The following is a 23,521-nucleotide window of genomic DNA, read 5'->3' on the forward strand; positions in this document are numbered from 1 at the left end:
TGTTCAGACCTCCAGGCGCAGCATGTCGTCGGTCGTCTCGCGCCGCAGCAGCAGCCGGGGGCTGCCGTTGCGCACGGCGACCACGGCCGGGCGGGGCTGCCGGTTGTACGTGCTCGCCATCGAGTAGCAGTAGGCACCGGTCGCCGCCACGGCCAGCAGGTCGCCGGGAGCCAGCGTGTCGGGCAGCCAGCAGTCTCGTACGACGATGTCGCCGGACTCACAGTGTTTTCCCACCACCCGGGACAGTACGGCCTGCACCGGCCGGCCGGCGTCTTCCGCGGAGCGGGAAACCAGCCGGACGTCGTACACGGCGTCGTACAGCGCGGTCCGGATGTTGTCGCTCATCCCGCCGTCGACGCTGACGTAGCGGCGGACCGCGTCGTCGCCGAGCGAGACGTCCTTGATCGTGCCGACTTCGTAGAGCGTGACCGTGCCGGGGCCGGCGATCGCACGGCCCGGCTCGCCCGCGATGCGGGGCACCGGCAGGCCCGCGTACGCGCACTCCTTGCGGACGATCTCGCGGATCTGCGTGATCATCTGCGCCGGCGGCGGCGGGTTGTCCTTTTCGGTGTAGGCGATGCCGAAGCCGCCGCCGAGGTCGACCAGGCTCAGCTGGTCGAGCAGCTCGGGGCCGTGCTCCTTGGCCAGGTCGGCGAGCAGCCCGACGACGCGGCGGGCGGCGACCTCGAAGCCGTCGGCGTCGAAGATCTGCGAACCGATGTGGCTGTGCAGGCCGACGAGCTTCAGCGACCGCGCGTTGAGCACCCGGCGGACCGCCTCGGCGGCGTCGCCACTCGCGAGGGAAAACCCGAACTTCTGGTCTTCGTGGGCGGTCGCGATGAACTCGTGGGTGTGCGCCTCGACGCCGACGGTGACCCGGATGAGCACCGGCTGCACGACGTCGTGGCGCGCGGCGATGTCGGCCAGCCGGGCGATCTCGAAGTAGGAGTCGAGCACGATCGTGCCGACACCCGCGACGATCGCGGCTTCGAGCTCCGCGGGCGACTTGTTGTTGCCGTGGAAGGTGATCCGCTCGGCCGGGAAGTCCGCGCGCTGCGCCACGGCGAGCTCGCCGCCGCTGCAGACGTCGAGGCTCAGCCCCTGCTCGGCCACCCAGCGGGCGATCTCGATGGAGAGGAACGCCTTCGACGCGTAGTGCACCAGCGACGGGTCGTCGAACGCCTCGGCGTAGTCCGCGCAGCGGGACTTGAAGTCGGCCTCGTCGACGACGAACAGGGGCGTGCCGTGCTTTTCGGCGAGCTCGCGGACGTCGACCCCGGCGATCCGCACGACGCCGTCGGCGGCGCGGAAGGTGTTGCGGGGCCACACCTTCGCGGGGAGCTTGTCGAGCTCCTCGGCTCCCGACGGCTGGAGCCCGGAGGTGTCGGCGTGGGGGTAGACGTCGGCGTGCCTGGGGCCCGCGGGGTGCGCCATTTCTTACATCCGTTCCGGAGCGGAGACACCGAGGAGCGCGAGGCCGTTCGCCAGCACCTGGCGGGCGGCTTCGCAGAGCGCGAGCCGGGCGTACGTCAGAGGGGTCGCCTCTTCGTCGCCCATGGGCAGCACGCGGCCCACGGTGTAGAACTTGTGGTAGGCGCCCGCGAGTTCTTCGAGGTAGCGCGCGATCCGGTGCGGCTCCCGCATTTCGGCGGCGCGGCGCACGGTTTCCGGGAACTCGCCGATGGTGCGGATCAGGTCGCCCTCGGCGGGCAGCGTCAACAGTCCGAAGTCGACGTCCGAAGAAGACACAGTGGACTTCAGGCCGAGATCGGCGGCGTTGCGCTGCAACGACGCCAGCCGCGCGTGCGCGTACTGGACGTAGTAGACCGGGTTGTCGTTGGAGTGCTTGCGAAGCAGGTCCAGGTCGACGTCCAAAGTGGAGTCGACGGAGTACCGGATCAGCTCGTAGCGGGCCGGGTCGACGCCGACGGCCTCGACGAGGTCCTCCATGGTGATCACGGTGCCGGCGCGTTTGGACATCCGCACCGGCTTGCCGTCGCTGACCAGGTTGACCATCTGGCCGATCAGCACCTCGACCGTGGCCGGGTCGTCGCCGAACGCGGCGGCCGCGGCCTTGAGGCGGGCGATGTAGCCGTGGTGGTCCGCGCCGAGCATGTAGATGCAGAGGTCGAAGCCGCGGTTGCGCTTGTCCTTGAAGTAGGCCAGGTCGCCGGCGATGTAGGCGGGGTTGCCGTCCTGCTTGATGACGACGCGGTCCTTGTCGTCGCCGTACTCCGACGACTTGAGCCACCAGGCGCCGTCGTTGAAGTACAGGTTCCCGGAGTCCTTCAGCTGCTGGACGGCGGCGTCGACCGCGCCGGACTCGTGCAGCGAGTTCTCGTGGAAGTAGACGTCGAAGTCGGTGCCGAACTCGTGCAGGCTCTGCTTGATCTCGGTGAACATCAGCTCGATGCCGATCCGGCGGAACGTCTCGTGGCGCTGCTCTTCGGGCAGCGACAGCGCGCTCGGCTCGGCCTTGATGACCTCGGCGGCGATGTCGTTGATGTAGCCGCCCGCGTAGCCGTCCTCCGGCGCGGGCTCACCCTTCGCGGCGGCGATCAGGGACCGGACGAACCGGTCGATCTGCGCGCCGGCGTCGTTGAAGTAGTACTCGCGGGTGACCTCGCCGCCCTGCGCGCCCAGCACGCGGCCCAGCGCGTCGCCGACCGCGGCCCAGCGGGTGCCGCCCAGGTGGATCGGGCCGGTCGGGTTCGCCGAGACGAACTCGAGGTTGATCTTCGTGCCGGCGAGCGCGTCGCCGCGGCCGTACGCGGCGCCGGCGTCGAGCACCTGGCGCACGATGTCGCCCTGCGCGGCCGCGGCGAGCCGGAAGTTGAGGAAGCCGGGTCCCGCGACCTCGGCCGAGGCGACGCCGTCGTCCGCCGAGACCGCTTCGGCGAGCGCCTCGGCGAACTCGCGCGGCTTCAGCCCGGCCTTCTTGGCCACCTGGAGGGCGATGTTCGTCGCGTAGTCGCCGTGGTCGGGGTTGCGCGGGCGTTCGATGGTCACCTGCTCCGGCAGCACGGCGTCGTCGATGCCGCGTGCGGTCAGTACCTGCACGGCGGAGCTGCGGACCAGGTCGGCGAGAGCGGCGGGAGTCACTCCGCGAATTCTAGGTGTGCCCTGGTCGGACGCTCGCATCGGTCTCGGGGACATCACGATGGGCGAGCATGTGAGGCGTTAACGGTGATCAGACGGCTGGTCTCTACACTGGCCCGGGCGGGAATCCGTCCGCAGCCACCAGAGGGAGAACGCGGGAGCCATGGCGAACGGGACAACTCGGAAAAAGGGGTCGGCGGTGAAGGCGGCCCGCGGTTCCGTCGTGAGCAAGAAGGGCACGCCCTGGGGCACGATCATCGCCGTCGTGGCGATCGTCGCCCTGCTCGGCGCCGTGATCACGTACTACATGGTGAAGTCCGCGCCGAAGCGCGAGCAGGCCGACCGCGAGGCCGCCGCCGCTTCGTTCGCGCCGAGCGCGCAGGACCCCGACCCCTCGAAGCGCATCCCGGGCGTGGTGACGGCCACCTACACCGGCAGCGTGCACGTCCTCCCGACCGAGCGCGTGGCCTACGACCACTCCCCGCCGTTCGGCGGCCCGCACGACCAGACCTGGGCCACCTGCACCGGCATCGTGTACCCGAACGCGGTCCGCACCGAGAACATGGTGCACGCGCTGGAGCACGGCGCCGTCTGGATCGCCTACAACCCGCAGCAGATCAGCGGCGACGCGCTGAACCTGCTGAGCGTCCGCGCCAAGGACAAGCCGTTCACGATGCTGTCGCCGTACCCCGGCCTCGACAAGCCGATCTCGCTGCAGTCGTGGGGCCACCAGCTGAAGCTGGACGACGCCAACGACGCGCGGATCGACGAGTTCATCGCCGCGCTGCGGAGCAACCCGAACGGCGTGTACCCCGAGGTTGGCGCGTCCTGCGACGCGGTCCCGGGCCAGTTCGACCCGGACAACCCGCCGCCGTTCAACCCGTCGAAGCCGGGCCCGGACGCGAAGCCGATGGACTACAAGGGCAGCACGGCCGCGCAGGGTGAGCAGGGCATGCCGTCCGCGCCGGCCAACTCCGCCCCGGCTTCGGCCCCGGCCTCGCCGACGCCGACCAAGTGACCGCCGAAGCCGACCTCGACACCGAAGAGGTCACCGAGCAGCCGACCTGGTCGCGCTGGGTGATCATCGGCGGGACGCTGCTGGCGGTCCTGCTGATCGGCGCGACGGCGGGGATGTTCCTGACCCGCGCCGTCGACGATCCGGGAGCGCCGGCCACCCCGGCCGCCGGTTCGGTCGAGGTCGGCTTCGCGCAGGACATGTCGACGCACCACCTCCAGGCGGTGACGATGGCGGGCATCGCCCGCGACCGCACGACCGACCCGGAGATCAAGCAGCTGTCGTTCGACATCGAGCGCACGCAACTCGAGCAGGTCGGTCGCATGAAGGGCTGGCTCATGCTGTGGGACCAGCCCGAGCAGTCGATCGGCGCGCCGATGAAGTGGATGACGGAACCGATGGCGGGCCACGGTGACATGCCGGGCATGTCGATGGCCCCGTCGTCGGTCAACCCGGCGGGCGGCCCGCTGATGCCGGGCATGGCGACGGACAAGGAGCTGAGCAAGCTGCGCTCGCTGTCCGGGCGCGAGTTCGACGTCTACTTCCTGCAGCTGATGCTCCGCCACCACGAGGGCGGGACGTCGATGGCCCAGTACGCGTCGTCGCACTCGACGCTGCCGGCGTTGAAGGCGCTGGTGACCAGCATCCTGACGTCGCAGGGCGCGGAGATGGACCAGATCAAGCTGATGCTCGCGGGCCGGGGCGCCCAGCCGCTGCCGGCGTGATCACGCCCGATGCAGCACGAGTGCGCAAGGCCGCACGGCGACGTTCACGCCCCGACGCCTAGCGGGGGCCGTTCGCCGGACGACCTTCGCCAAGTCGCGGTCGATCGCCATGCGGCCGGAATGCCCTCGGCAGAATTCGAATCGGCGACACCTGCCTCCGGAGGGCAGTGCTCAGCCGGGTGAGCCTGTCGCTACCAGGACAGTTCCTGGCAGCGGCGCGCGCACTGCGGCGCCTCCACCTGCAGCGTCGCGTGCTCGATCGCGTACCGCGAAGACAGCAGGTTCTGCGCCTCCGTCAGCACGTCGGACTGCTTCGCGGGCGGCGCCAGCGTCAGGTGCGCCGAAGCCACCTCCATGCCCGAAGTCAGCGTCCAGACGTGCAGGTCGTGCACGTCCGCGACCCCCGGCAGCGCGGCCAGTTCGGCGTTGATCGCCCCGACGTCGACGCCCTGGGGCGCGTGCTGGAACAGGATGCGCAGCGCCCGGCGGGCCAGCGTCCAGGTGCGCGGCAGCACGAACAGCCCGATCGCGACACCGATGATCGGGTCGGCGTAGCGCCAGCCCGTCAGCAGCGTCACCGCGCCGCTGACCAGCACGCCGACCGAGCCGATCAGGTCGGCCAGCACCTCGAGGTACGCGCCACGGACGTTGAGGCTCTCCTTCGCACCGGACCGCAGGACGGCGAAGGAGACGATGTTGGCGGCGAGGCCGGCCGTCGCGGCCAGCAGGACGGGCAGGCCGGGCACCGCGGGCGGGTCGCCGATCCGGCCGACGGCCTCGACGAGGACGTACCCCGCGACGCCGAACAGCAGGACCGCGTTGGCCAGCGCGGCCAGCACCTCCGCGCGGTAGAGCCCGAAGGTGCGGCTGACCGTGGGGCCGGTGCGCCGCGCGAGGACGATCGCGGTCAGCGCCATGCCGACCCCGAGGACGTCGGTGAACATGTGCGCGGCGTCGGAGATCAGGGCCAGCGAGCCGGTCGTGAAGCCGACGACGAACTCGAGCACCATGAAGCCGGCACCGACGCAGAGGGCGATGGTCAGGCTCCGCACGTACCGGCCCGAGGCGCTCGCCGGCGCGCTCGTGTGCCCGTGTCCGTGGCCGTGTCCCATTCCGCCTCCGTCCTTCGCTCCGGGGGCAAACATATAGTCGGATGCGCATATGTGCAACAGAGGGCACCCTAAGTTCACCCACTCGAAAGCTACTACCCGGACCGGCGCCCACCAATCCACCAGGCGGGGTTCTCACCCGGTGGACTTCGTCACGCTTCGACGCCGACCATCCGCCGCAGCAGGTCGCGCAGTTCGACGCGGTCGTCCGGCCCGAGCGCAGCCAGCGGGTCGGCCGCGAACCCCAGCGCCCGCTGGAAGTCGCGGGCCAGCACGGCGCCCGCGGGCGTGGCCACGATGTTCTTGATCCGCCGGTCGCGCTGGTCCGCCCGCCGCTCGACGAGCCCGCGCGCTTCGAGCCGGTCGATGATCCCCGTGACGTTCGAGCGCTCCGAGTTCAGCTTCTCGGCGATCCGGTGCATCGGCAGCGGCTCCCCGAGCGCGGCGAGCACCTTGGCCTGCACCGTCGTCAGCCCCTGCGCGGCCGCCGCGGACTCGTAGGAGTCGACGAACCGGTCGACGATCCGCGCGAGCAGGGCGACGACGTCGTCGGTGATCGGGTCAGCGCTCATCCGGTGAGTGTAAGCCGATAGTTGACTGCATGAACCATCCATGCCTATAGTCGTTTTAGTTCACTTCATTAACCATCATTCGCCTGAATCACATCGAGGTCCTCCAGATGAGCAACGACCGCGTCGCCCTGATCACCGGCACGTCCACCGGAATCGGCCTCGCCACCGCCGTCCGGGCCGCCCGCGCGGGCTTCCGGACCGTCGCCACCCTGCGCGACCCCGCCCGCGCGGACCGCCTGCGCGAAGCCGGCGCCGACCTGGACATCCGCCCCCTGGACGTGACCGACCCCGCGTCCGTCCGCGCGGCGGTCGAGGGCGTCCTCGCCGACTACGGCCGGCTCGACGTGCTGGTCAACAACGCCGGCGCGGGCCACGTCGGCACGCTCGAGCAGGAACCGGTCTCCGCGGTGCGCGAGACGATGGAGGTCAACTTCTTCGGCGTCGCCGAGACGACGAAGGCCGCGCTGCCGGCGTTGCGCGCGAGCGGCGGCCGCGTGCTCACGGTGACCAGCATCGGCGGCGCGGTCGGCCAGCCGTTCAACGAGGCCTACTGCGCGGCGAAGTTCGCGGTCGAGGGCCTGATGGAGTCCCTCGCGCCGGTCGCCGCGGCCCAGGGCGTCACGGTGTGCGTCATCGAGCCGGGCGCGGTCGCGACGGAGTTCGTGAACAACATCGGCGTCGACGAGCGCCTCTTCGCCGAAGCCGGCCCCTACGCGGAGTCGCTGCAGAAGTACATCGCGAACGTCACGCAGTCGTTCGAGGGCGCCCAGACGGCCGACGAGGTCGCCGAGGTCATCCTGGCCGCGATGACGGCCGAGGCGCCCGCGTTCCGCATCCAGACGTCGAAGCACGCCGAGGAGTTCGTCGGACTCAAGTTCGCCGACCGCGACGGCTCGGCCGTCCAGCGCATGACGACCGGCTGGCTCGCCTAGCGCACCAGCCGGAAGAAGCCCCGGACCTGCTCGACGAACAGCTGAGGCTGCTCGAGCGCGGCGAAGTGCCCGCCGACGGGCAGCTCCTCGAACCACCGCAGGTCGGTGTAGCGCTGCTCGACCTGCCGCCGCGACGGCCGCACGATCTCCCGCGGGAACACCGAAACCCCGGCCGGCACGTCCACAGTGGACAGATCCCGGTCGTTGTTCTCCCAGTACATCCGCGCCGACGACGCCGCCGTGGCGGTGAACCAGTAGACGGAGATGTCGTCGAGGATCTTCTGCCGGTCGACGGCGTCCTCCGGGTGCCCCTTGTTGTCGGTCCAGGCCCAGAACTTCTCGGCGATCCAGGCGGCCTGCCCGGCGGGCGAGTCGGTGAGGCCGTAGCCGAGCGTCTGCGGCCGCGTGCCCTGCTGCGAGGAGTAACCGCTCCCGGTCCGCCGGAACTCCTCGAGATCGGCGAGCGCCCGGCGTTCCGCCGGCGTCGGATCGTCCAGGGTCATGCGCACGGGAGCGAAGTTGACGTGCACGCCGGCCACCCGCCCGGACCGCGCGAGGGCGTTCGTGATGGCGGCACCCCAGTCGCCGCCTTGAGCGCCGTAGCGGTCGTAGCCGAGCTCCTGCATGAGCAGGTCGAAGAGCTCGGCGACCCGCGCGATCTTCAGGGCGGGCTTGTCGCTCCACCCGAACCCGGGCAGCGACGGAGCGACGACGTGGAAGGCATCGCGCGGGTCACCCCCGTACCGCACGGGGTCGCTGAGCGGCCCGAAGACGTCGAGGAACTCGGTGACGGACCCGGGCCAGCCATGGGTCAGCACGAGCGGCAAGGCATCAGCCTCAGGCGACCGCAGGTGCACGAAGTGCAGGCCGACCCCGTCGACATCGGCCCGGAACTGCGGGAAGGCGTTGAGCCGCGAGGCGAACCCGAAGTCGTACTCCTCACCCCAGTCCCGGCAGAGCTCCTGCACGTAGGAGAGCGGAACCCCCTGCGACCAGTCCCCCACGGTCTCGGCCTCGGGCCACCGAGTCCGCCGCAGCCGCTCACGCAGATCAGCGACATCGGCCTCATCGAGAGACACCTGGAACGGCTTGACCATCTCAGCTCCTTCAGGTGGGCTTCCCACGCTAGCGACGCCCGGGCAAGCCGATCAACTTCAGGCCGCTGACCAGGGAGTTCGCCAGTCGGCCCACCTGCGCGCAAGGGGGTGTCGCGATGCGCTAAGCTTTCCGAGTCGCCCAGCGATGGGCCCTCGTAGCTCAGGGGATAGAGCACTGCCCTCCGGAGGCAGGTGTCGCAGGTTCGAATCCTGCCGAGGGCACTCTCTGAACACACCGAACCGGCCCCTACCAGCGTGAACGCGGTAGGGGCCGATTTGCGTCTTACCCCGCCGGCGACCAAGCACCCGGTTCGGTACCGGACTCGCACAGCGCGCGGTCTAGCCGTGCAAAGCACTCCCGGCCTGCCACGCGGACCAGCTGATGGCCCAGTCGCCGTGGCCGTTGTTGATGGACAGCTGCGGGCCGCCCGAATTGGTGATCTCGACGACGTCCCCGGTGTTGAAGTTGTCGAAGAACCACTTGGCGTTCTCGGTGTTCATGTTGAGGCAGCCGTTGGAGACGTTGGCGCTGCCCTGGACGCCGACCGTCTTCAGGTTCTCGTGCAGGTATTCGCCGTCGTTGGAGATCCGGACGTTCCAGTTCTCCGGTGCGTTGTAATAACCCGGCTCGCCTTCACACACCCCGTAGGTACAGGAGTCCATGATCTTGTGTTCCTCCTTCGACAGCACCGTGTGCGTGCCGTTGAAGGTCGGCGTCGGGCCGCGCGGCGGGGTGTCGACGGTCTTGCCCATGCTGATCGGCGCGGTCTTCACCAGCTGCCCGTTGTGGAACGCCTTGATCTGGTGCGTATTGCCGTCCGCCTTGGCGATCCAGGAGTCGTGCACCTTGTACGTGGCCGTGACGTCCTGGCCGCCGTACACCTCACCGCCGATCGGCGTGCCGAAGGTCGTGGTTTCGAGCTTTACCGTCGAGCCGGCTTTCCAGTAGTTCTCCGGCCGGAAGTGCACCTCGCGCTTGCTCACCCAGTACCAGCCACCGTCCTGCGACGGCGACGAAGTCACCTTGAGCGATTTCTCGACCAAGGCCTTGTCGGTGATGTCGTGGTCGAACTTCAGGCCGATGATCAGGCCGACGCCGAAATCACCCGACGCCGGCTGGAACAGCGTCGGCGTGGCGACACCGGCCGGTTTGAGCGTGTGCACTTCCCCGCGCTGCTCGGTCGCCGCGCCCGCCTGGTTCACCGCGGTGGCGACCACCTGGTAGGTGGCCGCGTACCGGAGGTGGTCCTCGCTGGTCCAGGTGGTCTTGTCCGGTGAGAGGTCGCCCTTGACGGCGTTGCCGGTTTGCGGGTTGGTGACGGTGACCGCCTGCAAAGTGCCACCCGAGGCTTTGACGACGATCGGGTCCTTCGGGCTCAGCTGGTCGCCGCCCACGAACGCCACCGTCGCCGCCGGCACCCCGGGCGTGGTCGCCGTACCGGCCGCTCCGACGGCTTGCGCGGTCCCTGCGGTCTCGGTCTGTCCGCTGCACGCGGCCAGCAACAAGCCGGCCAAGCCGAGTCCGGCCATACGGATCACTCTCACGATGTCTGAGACGTCCGAACGGTGCTCCGCGTTGTGTCACGATCCGATCTCTTGAGGCGGCTCGGATGGCTCAATGGCGGCCGCGGGACTGCGGATGGACCTACTCCAGCCGGTAGGTGCCCGGCGCGACGCCGAACTGGCGTTTGAACGCGTGCGAGAACGCGAAAGGCGAGCTGTACCCCACCTTCACCGCTATCGACGGCAGCGGCAGCTCCGTGTCCTGCAACAACCGCGCCGCGGTCGTCAAGCGCCACCACGTCAAGTAGCCCATCGGGGGGTACCCCGTCAGTGCCGTGAAACGGCGGGTCAGCGTGGCCCGGGACAGACCCACCCGGTTCGCCAGGTCCTCGGTTCGCCACGGCGCCTCGGGGTTCGCGTGCAGGGCCTCCAACGCCGCCGCGATCGGGGGGTCGCTCAGTGCCTCGGGCCAGCCCTTTCCCGGGTTTTGCTCCAGCCACGCTCGCAACAGGTAGACCAGCAACAAGTCCAGCAGGCCCGCCAGCACCGTCGCCGCGCCCGGGCGGTTCGTGGCCACCTCGGCGCCCAGCAGGTCCAGCGCCGCCCGGAGTTGCGGGTGGCTGCCGATGCGGGCCGGGATGTGGACCACCTCCGGCAGCGTTGCCAGGACCGGGTGGCGACGCGCCCGCGACAGGCGGTACTTGCCGCACAAGAACTCCGTGCGGCCGGCCGGGTCGGCCACCGCCGCTTCGAACGGCACCGCGCCGGACCCGTCCGGGCGGGAAGACAGAGTGTGCGCACTCCCGTGTGGGACCAGGACCGCGTCGCCCGGTCCCAGCTGTACCGGCGGGCCTTCCGGAGGGATCAGCCAGCCGCTTCCGCGCAGCAACACGTGGAAGCCCGCGCCCTCGTACGGTGCGAAGCGGTAGCACCACTCGTCGCCGGCGCGCAGGCGGTTCGACGTCGGGCGGCCGATGCGCACCGCCACGATCGCGTCGCTCAACAGGTCCACCCTACGACCATACCGTGAGCCGATCGCGCATCAAATTGAGCAATCAGAGCATTGGAAAGCTCAACCAGCCTAGGAACAGTGGAGATATGCACATCGGAGACGTCGAAGTCGTGAAGGTGGTCGAATGGCAGGGCGAGATCGCTCCGGCCCGGACCATCGTGCCCAGCCCGGCCGCGCTCTGGCGGGACAACGCCGGCTGGCTCGCGCCCGACCACTGGAACGCCGAGACCGACAACTATCGCGGCGCGGTCCAGACCTGGGTGCTGCGCAGCGAAGGACGGGTCATCCTCGTCGACACCGGCGTCGGCAACGACCGGGACCGCCCGCAGATCCCGCTCTTCGACCACCTGACGACGCCCTTCCTCGACCGGCTCGCCGAGGCCGGCGTCCGCCCCGAGGACGTCGACGTCGTCGTCAACACCCACATCCACTACGACCACGTCGGCTGGAACACCTTGCGGCGCAACGGCGATTGGGTGCCCACGTTCCCCAACGCCACCTACGTGATCCCCCGCGCCGACCAGGTGTACTTCGATCCGCGCAACGCCCACCGCCGGCCCGCCCCGCGGACCGAGCACGAACAACTGCGCCGCGAAGGCAGCCTGCTCGTCTACGCCGACAGCGTCGCCCCCGTGCTCGGCAAAGCCGTGCTGTGGGAAGGAAACCACCGCATCGACCGCAACCTCACGCTCGAACCCGCGCCCGGGCACACCCCCGGTTCATCGGTGCTGCGGCTGGTCTCCGGAAACCACAAAGCGGTGTTCGTCGGCGACCTGCTGCACAGCCCGGTCCAGATCCTCGAACCGCAGCACAGCAGCTGCTTCTGCGAGGACCCGGAACAAGCCGCCACGACCCGGCGCGGTGTGCTCGAACGCGCTGCGGACAACGGCGAACTCGTCGTTCCCGCCCACTTCGCCGGTTCCGGCGCCGTCGAAGTCCGCCGCGCCGGCAGCCGGTTCGCCGCCGATCCTGTCGAAAGCCTGTGAATCGGACAGACCTGGCACTCCCCGCCGCACCCGCGCGTTCTCAGAGAGACGGAGGAGGAACCATGGGTGCACTCGGGACGCTGCTCGGCCTTGCGCTGACCGTCTACATGCTCGTGCTCATCGCGCGGATGGTGCTCGACTGGGTCGGGATGGTCGCCGACAGCCCGCCGTGGGCGCGGCGGGCCCGGGGCCTGGCCTACGCGGCCACCGAGCCGGTCATCGGGCCCGTGCGGCGGGTCGTACGACCGGTGCGGATCGGCGGGATCTCGCTCGACCTCGCCTTCACGCTCGTCTTCATCGGCGTAGTCGTGCTGCGAGGGATCGTCTTCGCGCTCTAAAGGCTGCCGCGGAAGCCCGCCGAAAGGCGGTCGATGCTGCGTTCCAGCTCGGTGCGGACACCGCGCAGGTCGACGCCGTCCGGGTCGATCAGCGCCTGCATCGAAATGCCGCGCAGCTGGGCCAGCATGGCCGAGGCGTACGCGTCGGCGTCGCGGACGCCGGTGATCGAGCCGTCCGCGACGCCGCTGGCCAGCGTCTGCGCGATCGCGAACCGGAACCGGCGGTCGGCCTCGGTCAGCGCGCCGCGCAGCGCCGAGTACTCCGCCGCCGCGTCGCCCCAGAGCACCAGGAAGGCCTGGTTGAGCGTCGGCATCGTGCGGATCAGCTCGAAGATGATGTCCAGCAGCGCGCGGAGCATGTCCATCGGCGTCGCGGTGGCCGAGCCGGTCCGCGCCGCGACGGCCTCGCTGTAGGCGGCGGTGAACTCCTCGACGGCGTACTCGACCAGCCGCTTGCCGAGGCCGTCCTTGTCGCCGAAGTGCTGGAAGATGACGGACCGCGCGTAGCCGGACCGGGCGCAGACGGCCCCGAGCTTCAGCCTGCCGAAACCCTCGTCGGCGACGAGGTGCGCGGCGGCGTTCAGGATGCGCGCCTCGACGGCGGCGTCTTCGCCGTCCTGCGGGATCCGGTCTTCGGCGGAACGGTCCACGCGCGCCATGCTAGCCACTCGAACCGGACACCACCGGCCGGACGGTCAGCGGATCGTGCGCGGACCGTCAGCGCGTCCGCGCAGTCTCGGAGTCACCAAGCACCGACCCGAGAGGAACCTCCGATGAACGCCAAGACCGTGCTCGTGTCCGGGGCCAGCATCGCGGGCCCGTCCGCGGCCTACTGGCTGCACCGCTACGGCTACCGCGTGACCGTCGTCGAGACCGCGCCCGCGCTGCGGCCCGGCGGCCAGGCCGTCGACTTCCGCGGTGAGCAGGTGAAGCTGCTGCGCGCCATGGGCGTCCTCGACGACATCCGCCGCCTCGAGACCGCGATGGGCGACCAGACGCTGCTCGGCCCCGACGCCCGGCCCGTGCTGACCGTGCCCGGCGCCGCCTGGAGCGGGGAGGTCGAGATCCTGCGCGGCGACCTCGCCCGCGTCCTCTACGACCACACGAAGGACTACACCGAATACGTCTTCGGCGACCGCGTCACGAGCCTCACCGAGACCGCCGACGGCGTCGACGTCACCTTCCGCCGGGGCGCGCCGCGCAAGTTCGACCTCGTCGTCGGCGCCGACGGCGTGCACTCCGGGGTGCGGGCCGCCGCGTTCGGGCCCGAAGCGGACTTCCGGCACGACCTCGGCTTCGGCATCGCCGGCTTCACCGCGCCCAACCACCTCGGCCTCGACCACACCAGCGTGATGTACAACGAACCGGGTCGAGGCCTGACCGTGGGCAGCCACCGGCTGCCGGACAAGCTGCACGTCAACCTGGTCTTCGCCGCCGACGGCGTCGAATTCCGCCGCCGCACCCCCGACGAGCAGCGCGCCCTCGTCTCGCAGTTGTTCGCGGACACCGGCTGGGAGACGCCCGCCCTGCTGCGGGCGTTGCCCGCGGCGGACGACCTGTACGTCGACTCGATCAGCCAGATCCACCTCGATCGCTGGTCGAAGGGCCGCGTCGTGCTGCTCGGCGACGCCGCGTGGTGCGCCGGCCCCGGCGGGTCCGGCACCGGGCTCGCCATGATGGGCGCGCAGGTGCTGGCCGGCGAGCTCGCGGCGGCCGGCGGCGACCACGTGACGGCGTTCGCGAAGTACGAGGAGCGCCTCCGCAAGCCGGCGACGGTCGGGCAGAAAAACGGCAAGGGCTCCGGCAACTTCCTCGCGCCGCGCACCGCCGCGAAGATCCGCAGCCGCAACCGCGCCTACCGGATGCTGAGCACGCGGCTGTTCGGCAAGGTGTTCACCTGGATGACCGATCGGGCGGCCAACGCGCTGGAATACCGTGAGTACCCCGCGTTGACGTCCGCGTGATCCCGGCGATCTTCGTCTCATCGGGGGACTCGGCTGGCGGCCCGGCGTGGTGTGGGTCACTCTTCACGCCATGTCACCACGCCGGGCCGCCGACGTTCCGGTCAGGACGGCGCTCGCCGGCCTGACCGTGCTGGCCCTGGGTGTGCTGACGGCGCTCAACGCGCGTTCCCTGCCGGTGATCGGCGACGGCACGACCTACTCCGCCGAGTTCAGCGAAGCGGCCGGGCTGTTCCAGGGCAACGACGTCCGCATCGCCGGCGTCGAGGTCGGCCGGGTCTCGGACGTGAAGCTGCGCGGCGACCGCGTGCTGATTTCGTTCCGGGTCAAGGGCGCGTGGCTCGGCGACGCGACCGGCGCGGCGATCCGGCTGAAGACCGTCCTCGGCCAGAAGTACCTCGCGCTCGACCCGCAGGGCGAGGGCACCCTCGACCCCGGCAAACCCATCCCGCGCTCGCGCACGACCGTGCCTTACGACGTACTGACCGCCTTCGGCAAACTATCGTCCACTGTGGACCGGATCGACACCGGCCAGCTGGCGAAGAGCTTCGACACGCTGTCGACGACGTTGGCGGACACGCCGCAGAGCGTGCGCGCCGCGCTCACCGGGCTGTCCCGGCTCTCGGACACGCTCGCCACGCGCGACCACCAGCTCGCCTCCCTGCTGGGCAACACGCGGGTCGTCTCCCAGACGCTCGTCGACCGCGACGCCGCCGTGCAGCGGCTCCTGAACGACGGCAACCAGCTGCTGTCCGAAGTCAGCGACCGCGAGCAGGCGATCACTTCCCTGCTCGACGGCTCGCGGCGGCTCGCCACCGAGCTGTCCGGGCTGATCGAGGACAACGACGGCCGGCTGGACCCGCTGCTCACCCAGCTCGACCAGCTGACGTCGATGCTGCAGCGCAACCAGGACGCGCTCGCCGCCGGCATCCGCGCGTTCGCGCCGCTGGTCCGGCTCGGCACCAACCTCGCCGGCAACGGCCGGTTCATCGACGGCTACCTGTGCGGGCTGATCCTGCCGTCGTTCGGGCCGCTCAACGAGGAGGGCTGCCACGGCTGAGCCCGCGTGGCATGCTGGCGCCGTGCGATACCTGCTCCTGCTCCGCGGTGACGAGTCCACGGCCGCGGCGGCCGGCCCGGAGATGGCGCGGCGCTGCCACGAATGGGCCGCCGAGGCCGAACGCCGGGGCGTCCGGCAGGCCGGCACGGGCCTGCGGCCGCCCGCCGAGGCCAAGACGATCCGGGTGCGCGACGGCGAAGTCCTGCTGACCGACGGCCCGTTCGCCGAGACGAAGGAGCAGGTCGGCGGCTACAACATCCTCGAGTGCGCGGACCGCTCGACAGCCGTCGAGGTGGCTTCACGGCATCCGTGGGCCGAGGTCGGCACGCTGGAGCTGCGCGAAATCCCCGACGGGCCGCCTACGGCTTCGTGATCTTCACCGTCACCTGGTTGTCGCTGTAGGTGTAGGCGACGTACTCGAACTCGACGCCGGTGCGCTCGACGTACTCCGTCCAAGCGCGGTACTCGTGCCGCTTCCAGCCGGGGAAGTTGAAGAACTCGTCGAAGTGCACGATGCTGCCCGCGCGCAACCGCGGCCCGCACAGGTCGAGCACGGTCTTGGCGGAGCTGTAGAGGTCGCCGTCGACGTGCAGGAAGTCGACGTGTCCGGCGTGGTTCTCGAGGAAGCCCGGCAGGCTGTCGGCGAACAGGCCGACGACCAGCTCGGCACCGGGGACGTCCGGCAGGTCGTCGCGGGCGAAGGCGCCGGCGGGCATGCCGTTGAGCCACGCCTCGGGCAGCCCGTCGAAGGAGTCGAAGCCGTAGACCTCGCGGCCACCGCGCGCGCCGGCGATCGTCCGCAGCGTGTTGCCGGACGCGACGCCGAACTCCAGCGCCATTCCGCCTTGTGGCGCCAGGGAAAGCGCGTACTCGAGCGTTTCCTTGGGCCTGCCGAAGTGCCGGGCGCCGACGAGGTTCTCGCGGGCGAAGACGTTGCTCTCGAGGGCGGCGTCCTGGTCGCCGGCGTAGACGATGTCCCGGCGGCTGCGGATCTCGAACTCCACCACCCGATCGAGGACCCGGTCACCCTGGCGGATGATCTCCTCGCGGAGCTCGGCGGCCATCCGGTTCAGCTGATCAGTGTACGGGTCGTGCACTTTCGCGGCGGCCTGGTTCAGCAGCCTACCCAGAGTGCGTCGCAGGGTTTTGGTTACGGGTGAACGGTTTTTCGTGTCGTTCATCCCGGGACGGTACCTGACGGCCCGCCGCGGTGCCCGGGCCCCCTCGACCGTCCACTGTGTACGTCAGGCCACGATGAGCCGGAAGCCCGCGTCCCACTCCGTCCGGTCCAGCAGATCCGCGTGCTCCTCGTGCCAGCGCCCGGACGCCAGGTCCGCGCGCAGCCGGGCGATCCCCCGCTCGACGGCCGCCGGCGAAGTCTGCGCGAGGGCCGAACACGCGCGCCGCACCGCCGGGTCGAGGTACGCCTCCGGCCGCCGCCAGTGCGCCGGGAAGACGCCGTCCGTGAAGTCCCACGGCACCGGCAGCTCCAGCACCGAAGCCGCGCCGAGGTACTCCGCGATCTCCGGCGCCGACGGGCGCGAAAGCTCCAGAGCGGCGACCTCCGGCACGTACTCCCGGACGAGCCAGAAGTCGTTGTGCCACGCGGTGTCGTAAGCCAGGACGACCTGCCGGCGCGAGACACGGCGCAGCTCGTCGAGACCGCGGCGCCAGTCACCCCAGTGGTGCACGGTCAGCACCGCCAGCGCGGCCTCGAACGCCGCTGGCGGGAACGGCAGCGCCTCCGCGACCGCGCGCACGACCGGTGCGGCGCCGGGCGGACGCTGCCGGATCATCTCCGCCGACGGCTCGACCGCGACGACCCGCCGGTCCGGCGGCTCGTAGGAGCCCGTCCCGGATCCGACGTCGAGCACCGAAGCCGCGTCACCCAGCGCGTCGAGCACCGGCGCGAGCCAGCGCGGGTCGGTCCGCCTCCCCAGCGCGTAGCCGACGCCGATCTCGTCGTAGCGCGCCGGCGCCATCAGCGATCGGGGCCGTCGCCGCCGTTCTGCTCCGCGAGGAACCGCTCGAACTGCGAACCCAGCTCCTCCGCGGTCGGCATGTGCTCGACCGATTCCGCCAAGAGCGAACCGCGCTCCGAAGCCTCGATGAACGTGTCGTACTGCCGCTCGAGCGCGCGGACGACGTCGGCGATCTCGTCGGACTCCGCGACCTGGCGGTTGATCTCGGCGTCGGCGAGCTCGGCCGCGGCGCGCAGCTCGCCTTCGGCCAGGCTCAGGCCGGTCGCGCGGCTCAGCGCGTCGAGCACGATCAGCGACGCGGCCGGGTACGTCGACTGCGCGAGGTAGTGCGGCACGTGCGCGGCGAAGCCCACCGCGTCGTGGCCCCACTCGCCGAGCCGGTACTCCAGCAGCGCGGCCAGGCTGCCCGGCACCTGCAGCCGGTTGGGCAGCGGCTGGTGCTCGCCGACCAGGTCCTTGCGGGTGGCGTGCGCGGTGACGCCGAGCGGACGGGTGTGCGGCGCGCCCATCGGGATGCCGTGGAAGCCGGCGGTGAGCCGGACGCCCCAGCGTTCGACGAGGTTGCGCACCGCGAGGCAGAGCCGCTCCCAGTCGTGGTCGGGCTCCGGGCCCGACAGCATCAGGAACGGCGTCCCGTCCGCGTCGTGCAGCAGGTGGACGACCAGTTCCGGAGCGTCGTAGTCCTCCCAGTGGTCCACGGCGTAAGTCATCGTCGGCCGGCGCGAGCGGTAGTCGATGAGCCGGTCGACGTCGAAGCGCGCGATCACGCGGTGCTCACCGCCGAGCAGGTGCTCGGCCAGCAGACGGCCCGCCGAACCGGCGTCCATGAACCCTTCGAAGTGGTGCAGCAGCACCGCCCCCGTCAGGTCGGGAACGTCCGAGTCCACCTCGTACAGGTCGTCGGGATCGAGTCCCACCGGATCCTCCTGCTCGCTGATACTTCAATCCTTCAAGCACAACACACCCCGACGGCGTTTCCATTCCTCCGACGGTGTTGCCGATCGTAACGGCACGCGATCGAGCCCGGACCAAATCGGCATCGTGACACTTGTCGTGGGCACGCAAGGCGCCGATCGGGCACGCTTGACCCGTGAGCGAACACACCACGAACACAGCGGCGCTGCGGCTGCGGCCACCGGCGCACCGGGTCAGCCGCCGGGCCATCGGCTACTGGACGGCGATGGCGTCGATCTCCTGGATCGTCGTCATCGGGATCCTCACGGCCATCGTGGTGACCAGCGACGATCCGCCGGCGTTCCTCACGGTGGCGCTCGTGGTCGCCTGCGTGGTGGGTCCGCTGCACCTCGTCGTCATGCCGCAGTGGCGCTACCGCGTGCACCGCTGGGAGGTCACCGGCGAGGCCGTCTACACGCAGTCCGGCTGGCTGAAGCAGGAGTGGCGGATCGCGCCGATCTCCCGGATCCAGACCGTCGACATCGAGCGCGACCCCGGCGAGCAGCTGTTCCGGCTGGCGAAGATCACCGTGACGACGGCGTCCGCGGCCGGCCCGCTGCGCATCTCGGGCCTGGCGCACGACCGCGCCCTCGAGCTGGCGGACGAGCTGACCAAGACGACCCAGGCCGTCCGCGGGGACGCGACGTGAGCAGCGGCGCCGACGCACTGGCAGACGGCGCGGCAGCCGTCGTGACGCGCCCCGCGGAGGGGACGCCGGAAGCGCCGTGGCACCGCCTCGACCGGCGCATGCTGCTCATCCGGCCGGTGCTGGACCTGGTGCGGTCGCTGCCGGTGCTGCTGGGCGCGCTGCTGTTCGGCCACGGCGAACCGTGGCAGTGGATCGGCCTCGTCTTCACCGCGATCGCCGTCTTCACCGGTGTCTCGCACGTGCTGACCTCGCGCTACCGGATCACCGAGACGCAGGTCGAGTGGCACACCGGACTGCTGCTGCGCAAGCAGCGCGCGATCCCGCGCGACCGGATCCGCACGGTCGACGTCACGTCCGAGCCGAAGCACCGGCTGTTCTCGCTGGCCGCCGCCCGGATCGGCACCGGGCGCCACTCCCACGGGAAGGGGCCGGGCAAGGACGAGCTCGTCCTCGACGCCGTCACGATCGCGGAAGCACAGCGCCTGCGGACCCTGCTCTTACACCGTAAGGCTGTGGTTGTCACCGACGAGACCCCCGCGCCGCCGGAGCAGTTGGTCGCCGCCGTCGACAAGAAGTGGCTGCGCTACGCGCCGTTCACGCTGTCCGGGCTGGCCGTGGTCGGCGCCGCCGTCGGTACCGTCTACCACTTCGCGCACGAGCTGCACTTCGACCCGATCCGGTTCTCGCTGGTCCAGACGGTCGTCGGGCACTTCGCGGACACGCCGACGTGGGTGAGCCTGGTGCTCGCGGCCGTCGGGCTGCTGGTGCTCGTCTCGCTGCTGTCGATCGGCGGGTACGTCCTGTCGTTCTGGAACTTCCGGCTCACCCGCGAACCCGCGGGCACGCTGCACATCCGGCGCGGGCTGATCACGACGCGCTCGGTGTCGATCGAGGAGGACCGCCTGCGCGGCGTCGAGATCCGCGAGCCGCTGCCGCTGCGGCTGGCCGGCGGTGCGCGCTGCGTCGCCATCGCCGGCGGTCTGCGCGAAGGCAAGGGCGCGGACAAGAGCGGCGGCCTGCTGCTCCCGCCCGCGCCGCTCGCGAAGGCGCACGAAGTCGTCGCGGACGTGCTCGGCGAGGACCCCGCGGCGACGCCGCTGGTGCGTCATCCGCGCCGTGCGCTGTACCGGCGGCTCACCCGGGCCGTCACCGGCGTGCTGCTGCTCGCGGCGGCGCTCTACGGCCTGGCGTGGCTCGGCGCGCTGCCGGACTGGCCGTGGCAGGCGGCGCTCGTGCTGGTGCCGTTCGCCGCGCTCGTCGGCTGGGACCGCTACCGCGGCCTCGGGCACGCGCTCACCGGCCGCTACCTCGTGACGCGCTCGGGGTCGCTGGACCGCGGCACCGCGGCGGTCCGTTGCGACGGGATGACCGGCGTCGTCGTCGAACGCTCGTACTTCCAGCGGCGCGCCGGGCTGGTCACGATCATCGCGCCGGTCGCCGCCGGCAAGGGCCACTACCGGGTGCTCGACGTCGGCGAGTCCGACGGGCTCGCGCTCGCCGACCGCGCCGTTCCCGGCCTGCTGACGCCGTTCCTGACCGATGAGCGGGACCGCGGTTGACGCTCCACCCGCGCGGCTTCTAACGTGAATTTCGCCGTCCGAACCCGCTAACCGCGCTAGAGAGGACGGCAGGAATGTTCCGGAAGCTCCTTGGTGTGGTGGCCGCGGGGATCCTCGCGGCCTCGGTTCCGGTACCGGCCGCGGCGGCCGACAACCCGTACGGCGACCCGAACCTCGTCCCGATGTTCGACGGCACCAGCCTCAGCGGCTGGACTTCGTCGAAAACCGGCCTTTGGTCGGCGAAGAACGGCGTCATCCACGGCAATGGCACGGCCCGCGGCTGGTTGTACTACAACAAACAGCAGGTCGGCACGTTTCGGTGGATATTCAATGTCCGCCAGGTCAAGGGCAACCACAAACCGACCGTGCTGATCTGGGGCACCACCGACCCGATCCGCGACGCGCTGAGCGCCATCCAGTTCCAGCCGCCGAACGGCGGGCACTGGGACTACCGGCCGGGCCACAACGACGGCGGCGGCAAACTGTTCACGCAGCTGCCGCACACGTCGATCGACATCAAGAAGTGGGCGCAGTGCGAGCTGATCGGCGACATGACGACCGGCGTGGCCCGGATGGCGTGCTGCCCGCTCACCGGGACGGCCGTGACCTGCAAGGGCACCGAGGTCCTGCGGTTCACCGACAAGACGGCCGGGCGCGTCGGCCCGCTCGCGCTGCAAGTGCACAACTCCGGGATCCAGGACGAGTACCGCGGGCTCTACGTCGAGTCACCGGTGGTGACGAAACCGGGCGAGTTCCTCACGCTCTGACCCGGTTTTTTCCCGAATGGCGGGCCGTCGGCGGATTACTGGCTTTCGTTTAACACAACGTGCTAATTTATTCACCCCGTGTGATAGCGAAGGTCGTTTTTGTCTCACCGAGAGGTCATGATGACGCCTGCCGTCAGTGCCGTCGACGGTTCCGCCACCACCACCGCCCCGCGCCGGACTCCCGGCGCCAGCAGTTCCCGCAAGGTCCTCCAGCTGCTCCTCGCCTTTTCCGAACGGCGCTGGGAAGCCAGCGTCGCCGAGCTCGCCGCGACGATCGGCACCCCGGTCGCGACGACCTACCGCTACGTCGCGCTGCTCAAGGAGCTGCAGCTGCTCGAAGAGGGCCGCGCCGGGCACTACCACCTCACCAGCCAGGTGATGCCGCTCGCGCGGGCCGCGCAGCTGGCGAACGACCTCGTGCGGCTGGCGAAGCCGGCCATGGAGGAAGCCTCGCGGGAGCTCGGCGAGACCGTGATGCTCTTCCAGCAGTTCGGCGACGCCGCCGTGTGCGCGGACCGCGTCGAGTGCGACCGCGCCATGCGGTTCACCTTCGAGCCGGGGCATTCGCTGCCGCTCGGCGTCGGCGCGTCCGGCAAGATGCTGCTCGCCCTGCTGCCGGAGATCGAACGCGACCGGCGGCTGGCGCCGGTCGTCGAGCAGCGCGGCACCTACGTGCGCGACGAGCTCAAGCACGCGCTGGAGAACCGGTATTCGGTCAGCTCCGGGGAAATCGACGAGGGCGTCTGGGCGTGTTCGGTGCCGGTGACCGCCTACGGACGGCGGCCGACGGTGCTGACCATGGCCGGCCCGGCCGCGCGGATCACCGAGGAAGCCCGGCACAACGCCATCACCGCCCTGCGCGGGTACGCGACCCGCATCGAGCGCACGATCTCGTCTTATTCGCTGTGAAAATCCCGGCGGGACGCGTACGAATGCCTGCGTGATCCGGCTCGCGCGTCCCGACGACCTGCCCGCGCTGATCGACGTCGAACGCGACGCCGGCAGCCTGTTCCGCGCCGTCGACATGGCGGCGATCGCCGACGACGACCCGGGTTCGGTGGCGGAACTGGCGGTGTACCAGTCCGCCGGCCGCGCGTGGGTGGCCGTGGACGACGGCGACCGGCCGGTCGCGTACCTCGTCGCGGAGGTCGTCGACGGGTGCGCGCACATCGAGCAGGTCTCGGTGCGGACCTCGCACACGCGGCGCGGGCTCGGCCGGGCACTGGTGGAGACGCTCGCCGAGTGGGCCGCCGCCCGCGGACTGCCGGCGTTGTCCCTTACAACGTACGAAGCCGTGCCGTGGAACGCGCCGTACTACGAGCGGCTGGGGTTCCGGGTCCTGGTGGACGCCGAGATCGGCGACGAGCTGCGGGCGATCCGCCGCGCGGAGGCGGCCCGCGGCCTCGACGCGTGGCCGCGCGTGGCGATGATCCGGCCCCTCTGAACGGTTCTCACCTGCGCGGGGGATGCGGTGGCGCGGACAGTCGAACATGTGTTCTACTGTGCTCGCCGGCCTCGGAGGGGGAAGCTCCTGGGCCGGCCCACAGACTTCGGGAGGTTGTCATGGCGGTCAAGATCACCCACCTGACGAACGGCCAGCAGGTGCGGTTCGCCAACGCCGACGGCGCCCGACGCTACGCCGAGATCATGGGCGGCGGCGTCGACAAGTGGCGCTTCACGGTCGTGCCCGAGGACCCGATGCTCCGGAAAATGTCGGACTCGGTCGTTAACGTGCCCGTATGGCGCATGACTTCCAGGTAGTGGTGGATACGGCCGACCCGCACGTGCTCGCCGACTGGTGGGCCGAGACGCTCGGCTGGCCGGTCGAACCGACGGACGAGGACTTCATCCGCGAGATGATCGCGAAGGGGTACGCGAAGGAGGAGGAGACCCGGACGTACAACGGGTCTCTGGTGTGGAGAACGGGCGCGGCGATCCGCCACCCGGACTCGCCACCGGACGGTCCACCCCGGCGGATCCTGTTCCAGGAGGTCCCGGAGCCGAAGACGGTGAAGAACCGGCTGCACATCGACGTGTGGGTGGGCGCGGACAACGTCGAGGCGACGCTGGAGAAGCTGACGACCCGCGGGGCGAAGTTCCTGTGGCGCGGGCGGCAGGGGCCGCACAGCTGGGTGACCGTGGCCGATCCGGAGGGGAACGAGTTCTGCATCTCGTGACGTCGTGAACGGCTCTTTCCCGCC

General features: G+C 70.5%; 26 protein-coding genes and 1 tRNA gene. 16 read left to right on the forward strand and 11 right to left on the reverse strand.

What is annotated here, in order from left to right:
• Nucleotides 1–3: 3 nt before the first annotated feature.
• Together lysA and argS are read right to left on the reverse strand one after the other, a co-directional pair.
• Nucleotides 4–1,434, reverse strand: a complete 1,431-nt coding sequence (lysA, locus tag ACIRSS_RS13315; RefSeq protein ID WP_400894241.1) for a diaminopimelate decarboxylase — start codon at nucleotides 1,432–1,434, stop codon at nucleotides 4–6.
• Between the two features lie 3 nt (nucleotides 1,435–1,437).
• Nucleotides 1,438–3,102: an arginine--tRNA ligase gene (gene argS, locus ACIRSS_RS13320; protein ID WP_400894243.1), complete on the reverse strand. Its 1,665-nt coding sequence runs from the start codon at nucleotides 3,100–3,102 to the stop codon at nucleotides 1,438–1,440.
• Between the two features lie 196 nt (nucleotides 3,103–3,298).
• On the opposite strand from argS, the gene ACIRSS_RS13325 reads away from it, so the two are divergent.
• On the forward strand, nucleotides 3,299–4,117 hold the full coding sequence (locus tag ACIRSS_RS13325; RefSeq protein WP_400894245.1) for a DUF3105 domain-containing protein: 819 nt from the start codon (nucleotides 3,299–3,301) through the stop codon (nucleotides 4,115–4,117).
• Nucleotides 4,114–4,839, forward strand: a complete 726-nt coding sequence (locus ACIRSS_RS13330) for a DUF305 domain-containing protein (RefSeq protein WP_400894247.1) — start codon at nucleotides 4,114–4,116, stop codon at nucleotides 4,837–4,839. Before ACIRSS_RS13325 ends, ACIRSS_RS13330 begins: the two co-directional genes overlap by 4 nt.
• Nucleotides 4,840–5,030: 191 nt before the next feature.
• Here the strand turns inward: ACIRSS_RS13330 and ACIRSS_RS13335 are convergent, their stop codons facing one another.
• Nucleotides 5,031–5,951 carry a cation diffusion facilitator family transporter gene (locus ACIRSS_RS13335; protein WP_400894249.1) on the reverse strand — a complete coding sequence of 307 codons (921 nt, stop codon included), beginning with the start codon at nucleotides 5,949–5,951 and terminating at the stop codon, nucleotides 5,031–5,033.
• Between the two features lie 149 nt (nucleotides 5,952–6,100).
• Nucleotides 6,101–6,520 carry a MarR family winged helix-turn-helix transcriptional regulator gene (locus ACIRSS_RS13340; RefSeq protein ID WP_400894251.1) on the reverse strand — a complete coding sequence of 140 codons (420 nt, stop codon included), beginning with the start codon at nucleotides 6,518–6,520 and terminating at the stop codon, nucleotides 6,101–6,103.
• A gap of 107 nt (nucleotides 6,521–6,627) precedes the next feature.
• Between ACIRSS_RS13340 and ACIRSS_RS13345 the strand changes: the two genes are divergently transcribed.
• The gene (locus ACIRSS_RS13345) at nucleotides 6,628–7,452 is read left to right on the forward strand and encodes an SDR family oxidoreductase (protein WP_400894253.1); all 825 of its coding nucleotides are present in this window, start codon (nucleotides 6,628–6,630) and stop codon (nucleotides 7,450–7,452) included.
• On the opposite strand, the gene ACIRSS_RS13350 is transcribed toward ACIRSS_RS13345, so the two are convergent.
• On the reverse strand, nucleotides 7,449–8,549 hold the full coding sequence (locus tag ACIRSS_RS13350) for an epoxide hydrolase family protein (protein WP_400894255.1): 1,101 nt from the start codon (nucleotides 8,547–8,549) through the stop codon (nucleotides 7,449–7,451). The genes ACIRSS_RS13345 and ACIRSS_RS13350 overlap by 4 nt on opposite strands.
• Nucleotides 8,550–8,698: 149 nt before the next feature.
• Between ACIRSS_RS13350 and ACIRSS_RS13355 the strand changes: the two genes are divergently transcribed.
• Nucleotides 8,699–8,771 (forward strand) — tRNA-Arg (locus tag ACIRSS_RS13355).
• Between the two features lie 117 nt (nucleotides 8,772–8,888).
• On the opposite strand, the gene ACIRSS_RS13360 is transcribed toward ACIRSS_RS13355, so the two are convergent.
• Both ACIRSS_RS13360 and ACIRSS_RS13365 read right to left on the reverse strand, forming a co-directional pair.
• The gene (locus ACIRSS_RS13360) at nucleotides 8,889–10,088 is read right to left on the reverse strand and encodes an Ig-like domain-containing protein (RefSeq protein WP_400897442.1); all 1,200 of its coding nucleotides are present in this window, start codon (nucleotides 10,086–10,088) and stop codon (nucleotides 8,889–8,891) included.
• Nucleotides 10,089–10,194: 106 nt separating this feature from the next.
• On the reverse strand, nucleotides 10,195–11,064 hold the full coding sequence (locus ACIRSS_RS13365) for an AraC family transcriptional regulator (protein ID WP_400894257.1): 870 nt from the start codon (nucleotides 11,062–11,064) through the stop codon (nucleotides 10,195–10,197).
• An 86-nt stretch (nucleotides 11,065–11,150) separates the two neighbouring features.
• Here ACIRSS_RS13365 and ACIRSS_RS13370 point away from each other — a divergent pair, with 86 nt between their 5' ends.
• Together ACIRSS_RS13370 and ACIRSS_RS13375 are read left to right on the forward strand one after the other, a co-directional pair.
• The gene (locus ACIRSS_RS13370) at nucleotides 11,151–12,050 is read left to right on the forward strand and encodes an MBL fold metallo-hydrolase (protein WP_400894259.1); all 900 of its coding nucleotides are present in this window, start codon (nucleotides 11,151–11,153) and stop codon (nucleotides 12,048–12,050) included.
• A 62-nt stretch (nucleotides 12,051–12,112) separates the two neighbouring features.
• A complete protein-coding gene (locus tag ACIRSS_RS13375) occupies nucleotides 12,113–12,388 on the forward strand; it encodes a YggT family protein (RefSeq protein WP_400894261.1) in 276 nt (91 codons plus the stop codon).
• Here the strand turns inward: ACIRSS_RS13375 and ACIRSS_RS13380 are convergent.
• The gene (locus ACIRSS_RS13380) at nucleotides 12,385–13,047 is read right to left on the reverse strand and encodes a TetR/AcrR family transcriptional regulator (RefSeq protein WP_400894263.1); all 663 of its coding nucleotides are present in this window, start codon (nucleotides 13,045–13,047) and stop codon (nucleotides 12,385–12,387) included. The two genes, ACIRSS_RS13375 and ACIRSS_RS13380, sit on opposite strands and share 4 nt — an antisense overlap.
• A gap of 114 nt (nucleotides 13,048–13,161) precedes the next feature.
• Here ACIRSS_RS13380 and ACIRSS_RS13385 point away from each other — a divergent pair, with 114 nt between their 5' ends.
• From ACIRSS_RS13385 to ACIRSS_RS13395, 3 genes are all read left to right on the forward strand, one after another.
• Entirely contained in the window at nucleotides 13,162–14,352 is a 1,191-nt protein-coding gene (locus ACIRSS_RS13385) for an FAD-dependent monooxygenase (protein WP_400894265.1), read from the forward strand.
• 70 nt (nucleotides 14,353–14,422) lie between these two features.
• On the forward strand, nucleotides 14,423–15,409 hold the full coding sequence (locus ACIRSS_RS13390; RefSeq protein WP_400894267.1) for an MCE family protein: 987 nt from the start codon (nucleotides 14,423–14,425) through the stop codon (nucleotides 15,407–15,409).
• A gap of 22 nt (nucleotides 15,410–15,431) precedes the next feature.
• Nucleotides 15,432–15,782 carry a YciI family protein gene (locus ACIRSS_RS13395; protein ID WP_400894269.1) on the forward strand — a complete coding sequence of 117 codons (351 nt, stop codon included), beginning with the start codon at nucleotides 15,432–15,434 and terminating at the stop codon, nucleotides 15,780–15,782.
• On the opposite strand, the gene ACIRSS_RS13400 is transcribed toward ACIRSS_RS13395, so the two are convergent.
• From ACIRSS_RS13400 to ACIRSS_RS13410, 3 genes are all read right to left on the reverse strand, one after another.
• Nucleotides 15,769–16,482 carry a class I SAM-dependent methyltransferase gene (locus ACIRSS_RS13400; RefSeq protein WP_400897444.1) on the reverse strand — a complete coding sequence of 238 codons (714 nt, stop codon included), beginning with the start codon at nucleotides 16,480–16,482 and terminating at the stop codon, nucleotides 15,769–15,771. The two genes, ACIRSS_RS13395 and ACIRSS_RS13400, sit on opposite strands and share 14 nt — an antisense overlap.
• Before the next feature lie 171 nt (nucleotides 16,483–16,653).
• A complete protein-coding gene (locus ACIRSS_RS13405; protein ID WP_400894270.1) occupies nucleotides 16,654–17,391 on the reverse strand; it encodes a class I SAM-dependent methyltransferase in 738 nt (245 codons plus the stop codon).
• Entirely contained in the window at nucleotides 17,391–18,308 is a 918-nt protein-coding gene (locus tag ACIRSS_RS13410) for a proteasome assembly chaperone family protein (RefSeq protein ID WP_400894272.1), read from the reverse strand. The genes ACIRSS_RS13405 and ACIRSS_RS13410 overlap by 1 nt, the downstream gene beginning before the upstream one ends.
• 173 nt (nucleotides 18,309–18,481) lie before the next feature.
• Here ACIRSS_RS13410 and ACIRSS_RS13415 point away from each other — a divergent pair, with 173 nt between their 5' ends.
• The 7 genes from ACIRSS_RS13415 to ACIRSS_RS13445 all read left to right on the forward strand — a co-directional run bounded on the left by ACIRSS_RS13415 (nucleotide 18,482) and on the right by ACIRSS_RS13445 (nucleotide 23,497).
• Nucleotides 18,482–18,994: a PH domain-containing protein gene (locus tag ACIRSS_RS13415; protein WP_400894274.1), complete on the forward strand. Its 513-nt coding sequence runs from the start codon at nucleotides 18,482–18,484 to the stop codon at nucleotides 18,992–18,994.
• Between the two features lie 98 nt (nucleotides 18,995–19,092).
• A complete protein-coding gene (locus tag ACIRSS_RS13420) occupies nucleotides 19,093–20,553 on the forward strand; it encodes a PH domain-containing protein (protein WP_400897446.1) in 1,461 nt (486 codons plus the stop codon).
• A gap of 74 nt (nucleotides 20,554–20,627) precedes the next feature.
• A complete protein-coding gene (locus ACIRSS_RS13425) occupies nucleotides 20,628–21,320 on the forward strand; it encodes a family 16 glycoside hydrolase (protein WP_400894276.1) in 693 nt (230 codons plus the stop codon).
• A 120-nt stretch (nucleotides 21,321–21,440) separates the two neighbouring features.
• Entirely contained in the window at nucleotides 21,441–22,229 is a 789-nt protein-coding gene (locus tag ACIRSS_RS13430) for an IclR family transcriptional regulator (RefSeq protein WP_400897448.1), read from the forward strand.
• Nucleotides 22,230–22,260: 31 nt separating this feature from the next.
• Nucleotides 22,261–22,764 (forward strand): GNAT family N-acetyltransferase, encoded by a 504-nt coding sequence (locus ACIRSS_RS13435; RefSeq protein WP_400894278.1) that lies wholly within the window; start codon nucleotides 22,261–22,263, stop codon nucleotides 22,762–22,764.
• 119 nt (nucleotides 22,765–22,883) lie between these two features.
• Complete coding sequence (locus tag ACIRSS_RS13440; RefSeq protein WP_004561810.1) at nucleotides 22,884–23,081, forward strand: hypothetical protein; 198 nt, start codon at nucleotides 22,884–22,886, stop codon at nucleotides 23,079–23,081.
• Complete coding sequence (locus ACIRSS_RS13445) at nucleotides 23,060–23,497, forward strand: VOC family protein (protein ID WP_400894280.1); 438 nt, start codon at nucleotides 23,060–23,062, stop codon at nucleotides 23,495–23,497. Before ACIRSS_RS13440 ends, ACIRSS_RS13445 begins: the two co-directional genes overlap by 22 nt.
• The last annotated feature ends 24 nt before the right edge of the window (nucleotides 23,498–23,521 follow it).

It is taken from the genome of Amycolatopsis sp. NPDC101161, assembly GCF_044768185.1.
Classification (GTDB): domain Bacteria; phylum Actinomycetota; class Actinomycetes; order Mycobacteriales; family Pseudonocardiaceae; genus Amycolatopsis.

Excerpts from the sequence above, each read along its gene's own strand:
- lysA (WP_400894241.1), bottom strand. The coding sequence starts at position 1,434 with ATGGCGCACCCCGCGGGCCCCAGGCACGCCGACGTCTACCCCCACGCC.
- ACIRSS_RS13425 (WP_400894276.1), top strand. The coding sequence starts at position 20,628 with ATGTTCCGGAAGCTCCTTGGTGTGGTGGCCGCGGGGATCCTCGCGGCC.
- ACIRSS_RS13390 (WP_400894267.1), top strand. The coding sequence starts at position 14,423 with ATGTCACCACGCCGGGCCGCCGACGTTCCGGTCAGGACGGCGCTCGCC.
- ACIRSS_RS13430 (WP_400897448.1), top strand. The coding sequence starts at position 21,441 with ATGACGCCTGCCGTCAGTGCCGTCGACGGTTCCGCCACCACCACCGCC.
- ACIRSS_RS13405 (WP_400894270.1), bottom strand. The coding sequence starts at position 17,391 with ATGGCGCCGGCGCGCTACGACGAGATCGGCGTCGGCTACGCGCTGGGG.
- ACIRSS_RS13350 (WP_400894255.1), bottom strand. The coding sequence starts at position 8,549 with ATGGTCAAGCCGTTCCAGGTGTCTCTCGATGAGGCCGATGTCGCTGAT.
- ACIRSS_RS13335 (WP_400894249.1), bottom strand. The coding sequence starts at position 5,951 with ATGGGACACGGCCACGGACACGGGCACACGAGCGCGCCGGCGAGCGCC.
- ACIRSS_RS13445 (WP_400894280.1), top strand. The coding sequence starts at position 23,060 with ATGGCGCATGACTTCCAGGTAGTGGTGGATACGGCCGACCCGCACGTG.
- ACIRSS_RS13345 (WP_400894253.1), top strand. The coding sequence starts at position 6,628 with ATGAGCAACGACCGCGTCGCCCTGATCACCGGCACGTCCACCGGAATC.
- ACIRSS_RS13380 (WP_400894263.1), bottom strand. The coding sequence starts at position 13,047 with ATGGCGCGCGTGGACCGTTCCGCCGAAGACCGGATCCCGCAGGACGGC.
- ACIRSS_RS13385 (WP_400894265.1), top strand. The coding sequence starts at position 13,162 with ATGAACGCCAAGACCGTGCTCGTGTCCGGGGCCAGCATCGCGGGCCCG.
- ACIRSS_RS13370 (WP_400894259.1), top strand. The coding sequence starts at position 11,151 with ATGCACATCGGAGACGTCGAAGTCGTGAAGGTGGTCGAATGGCAGGGC.
- ACIRSS_RS13420 (WP_400897446.1), top strand. The coding sequence starts at position 19,093 with ATGCTGCTCATCCGGCCGGTGCTGGACCTGGTGCGGTCGCTGCCGGTG.
- ACIRSS_RS13440 (WP_004561810.1), top strand. The coding sequence starts at position 22,884 with ATGGCGGTCAAGATCACCCACCTGACGAACGGCCAGCAGGTGCGGTTC.
- ACIRSS_RS13375 (WP_400894261.1), top strand. The coding sequence starts at position 12,113 with ATGGGTGCACTCGGGACGCTGCTCGGCCTTGCGCTGACCGTCTACATG.
- ACIRSS_RS13340 (WP_400894251.1), bottom strand. The coding sequence starts at position 6,520 with ATGAGCGCTGACCCGATCACCGACGACGTCGTCGCCCTGCTCGCGCGG.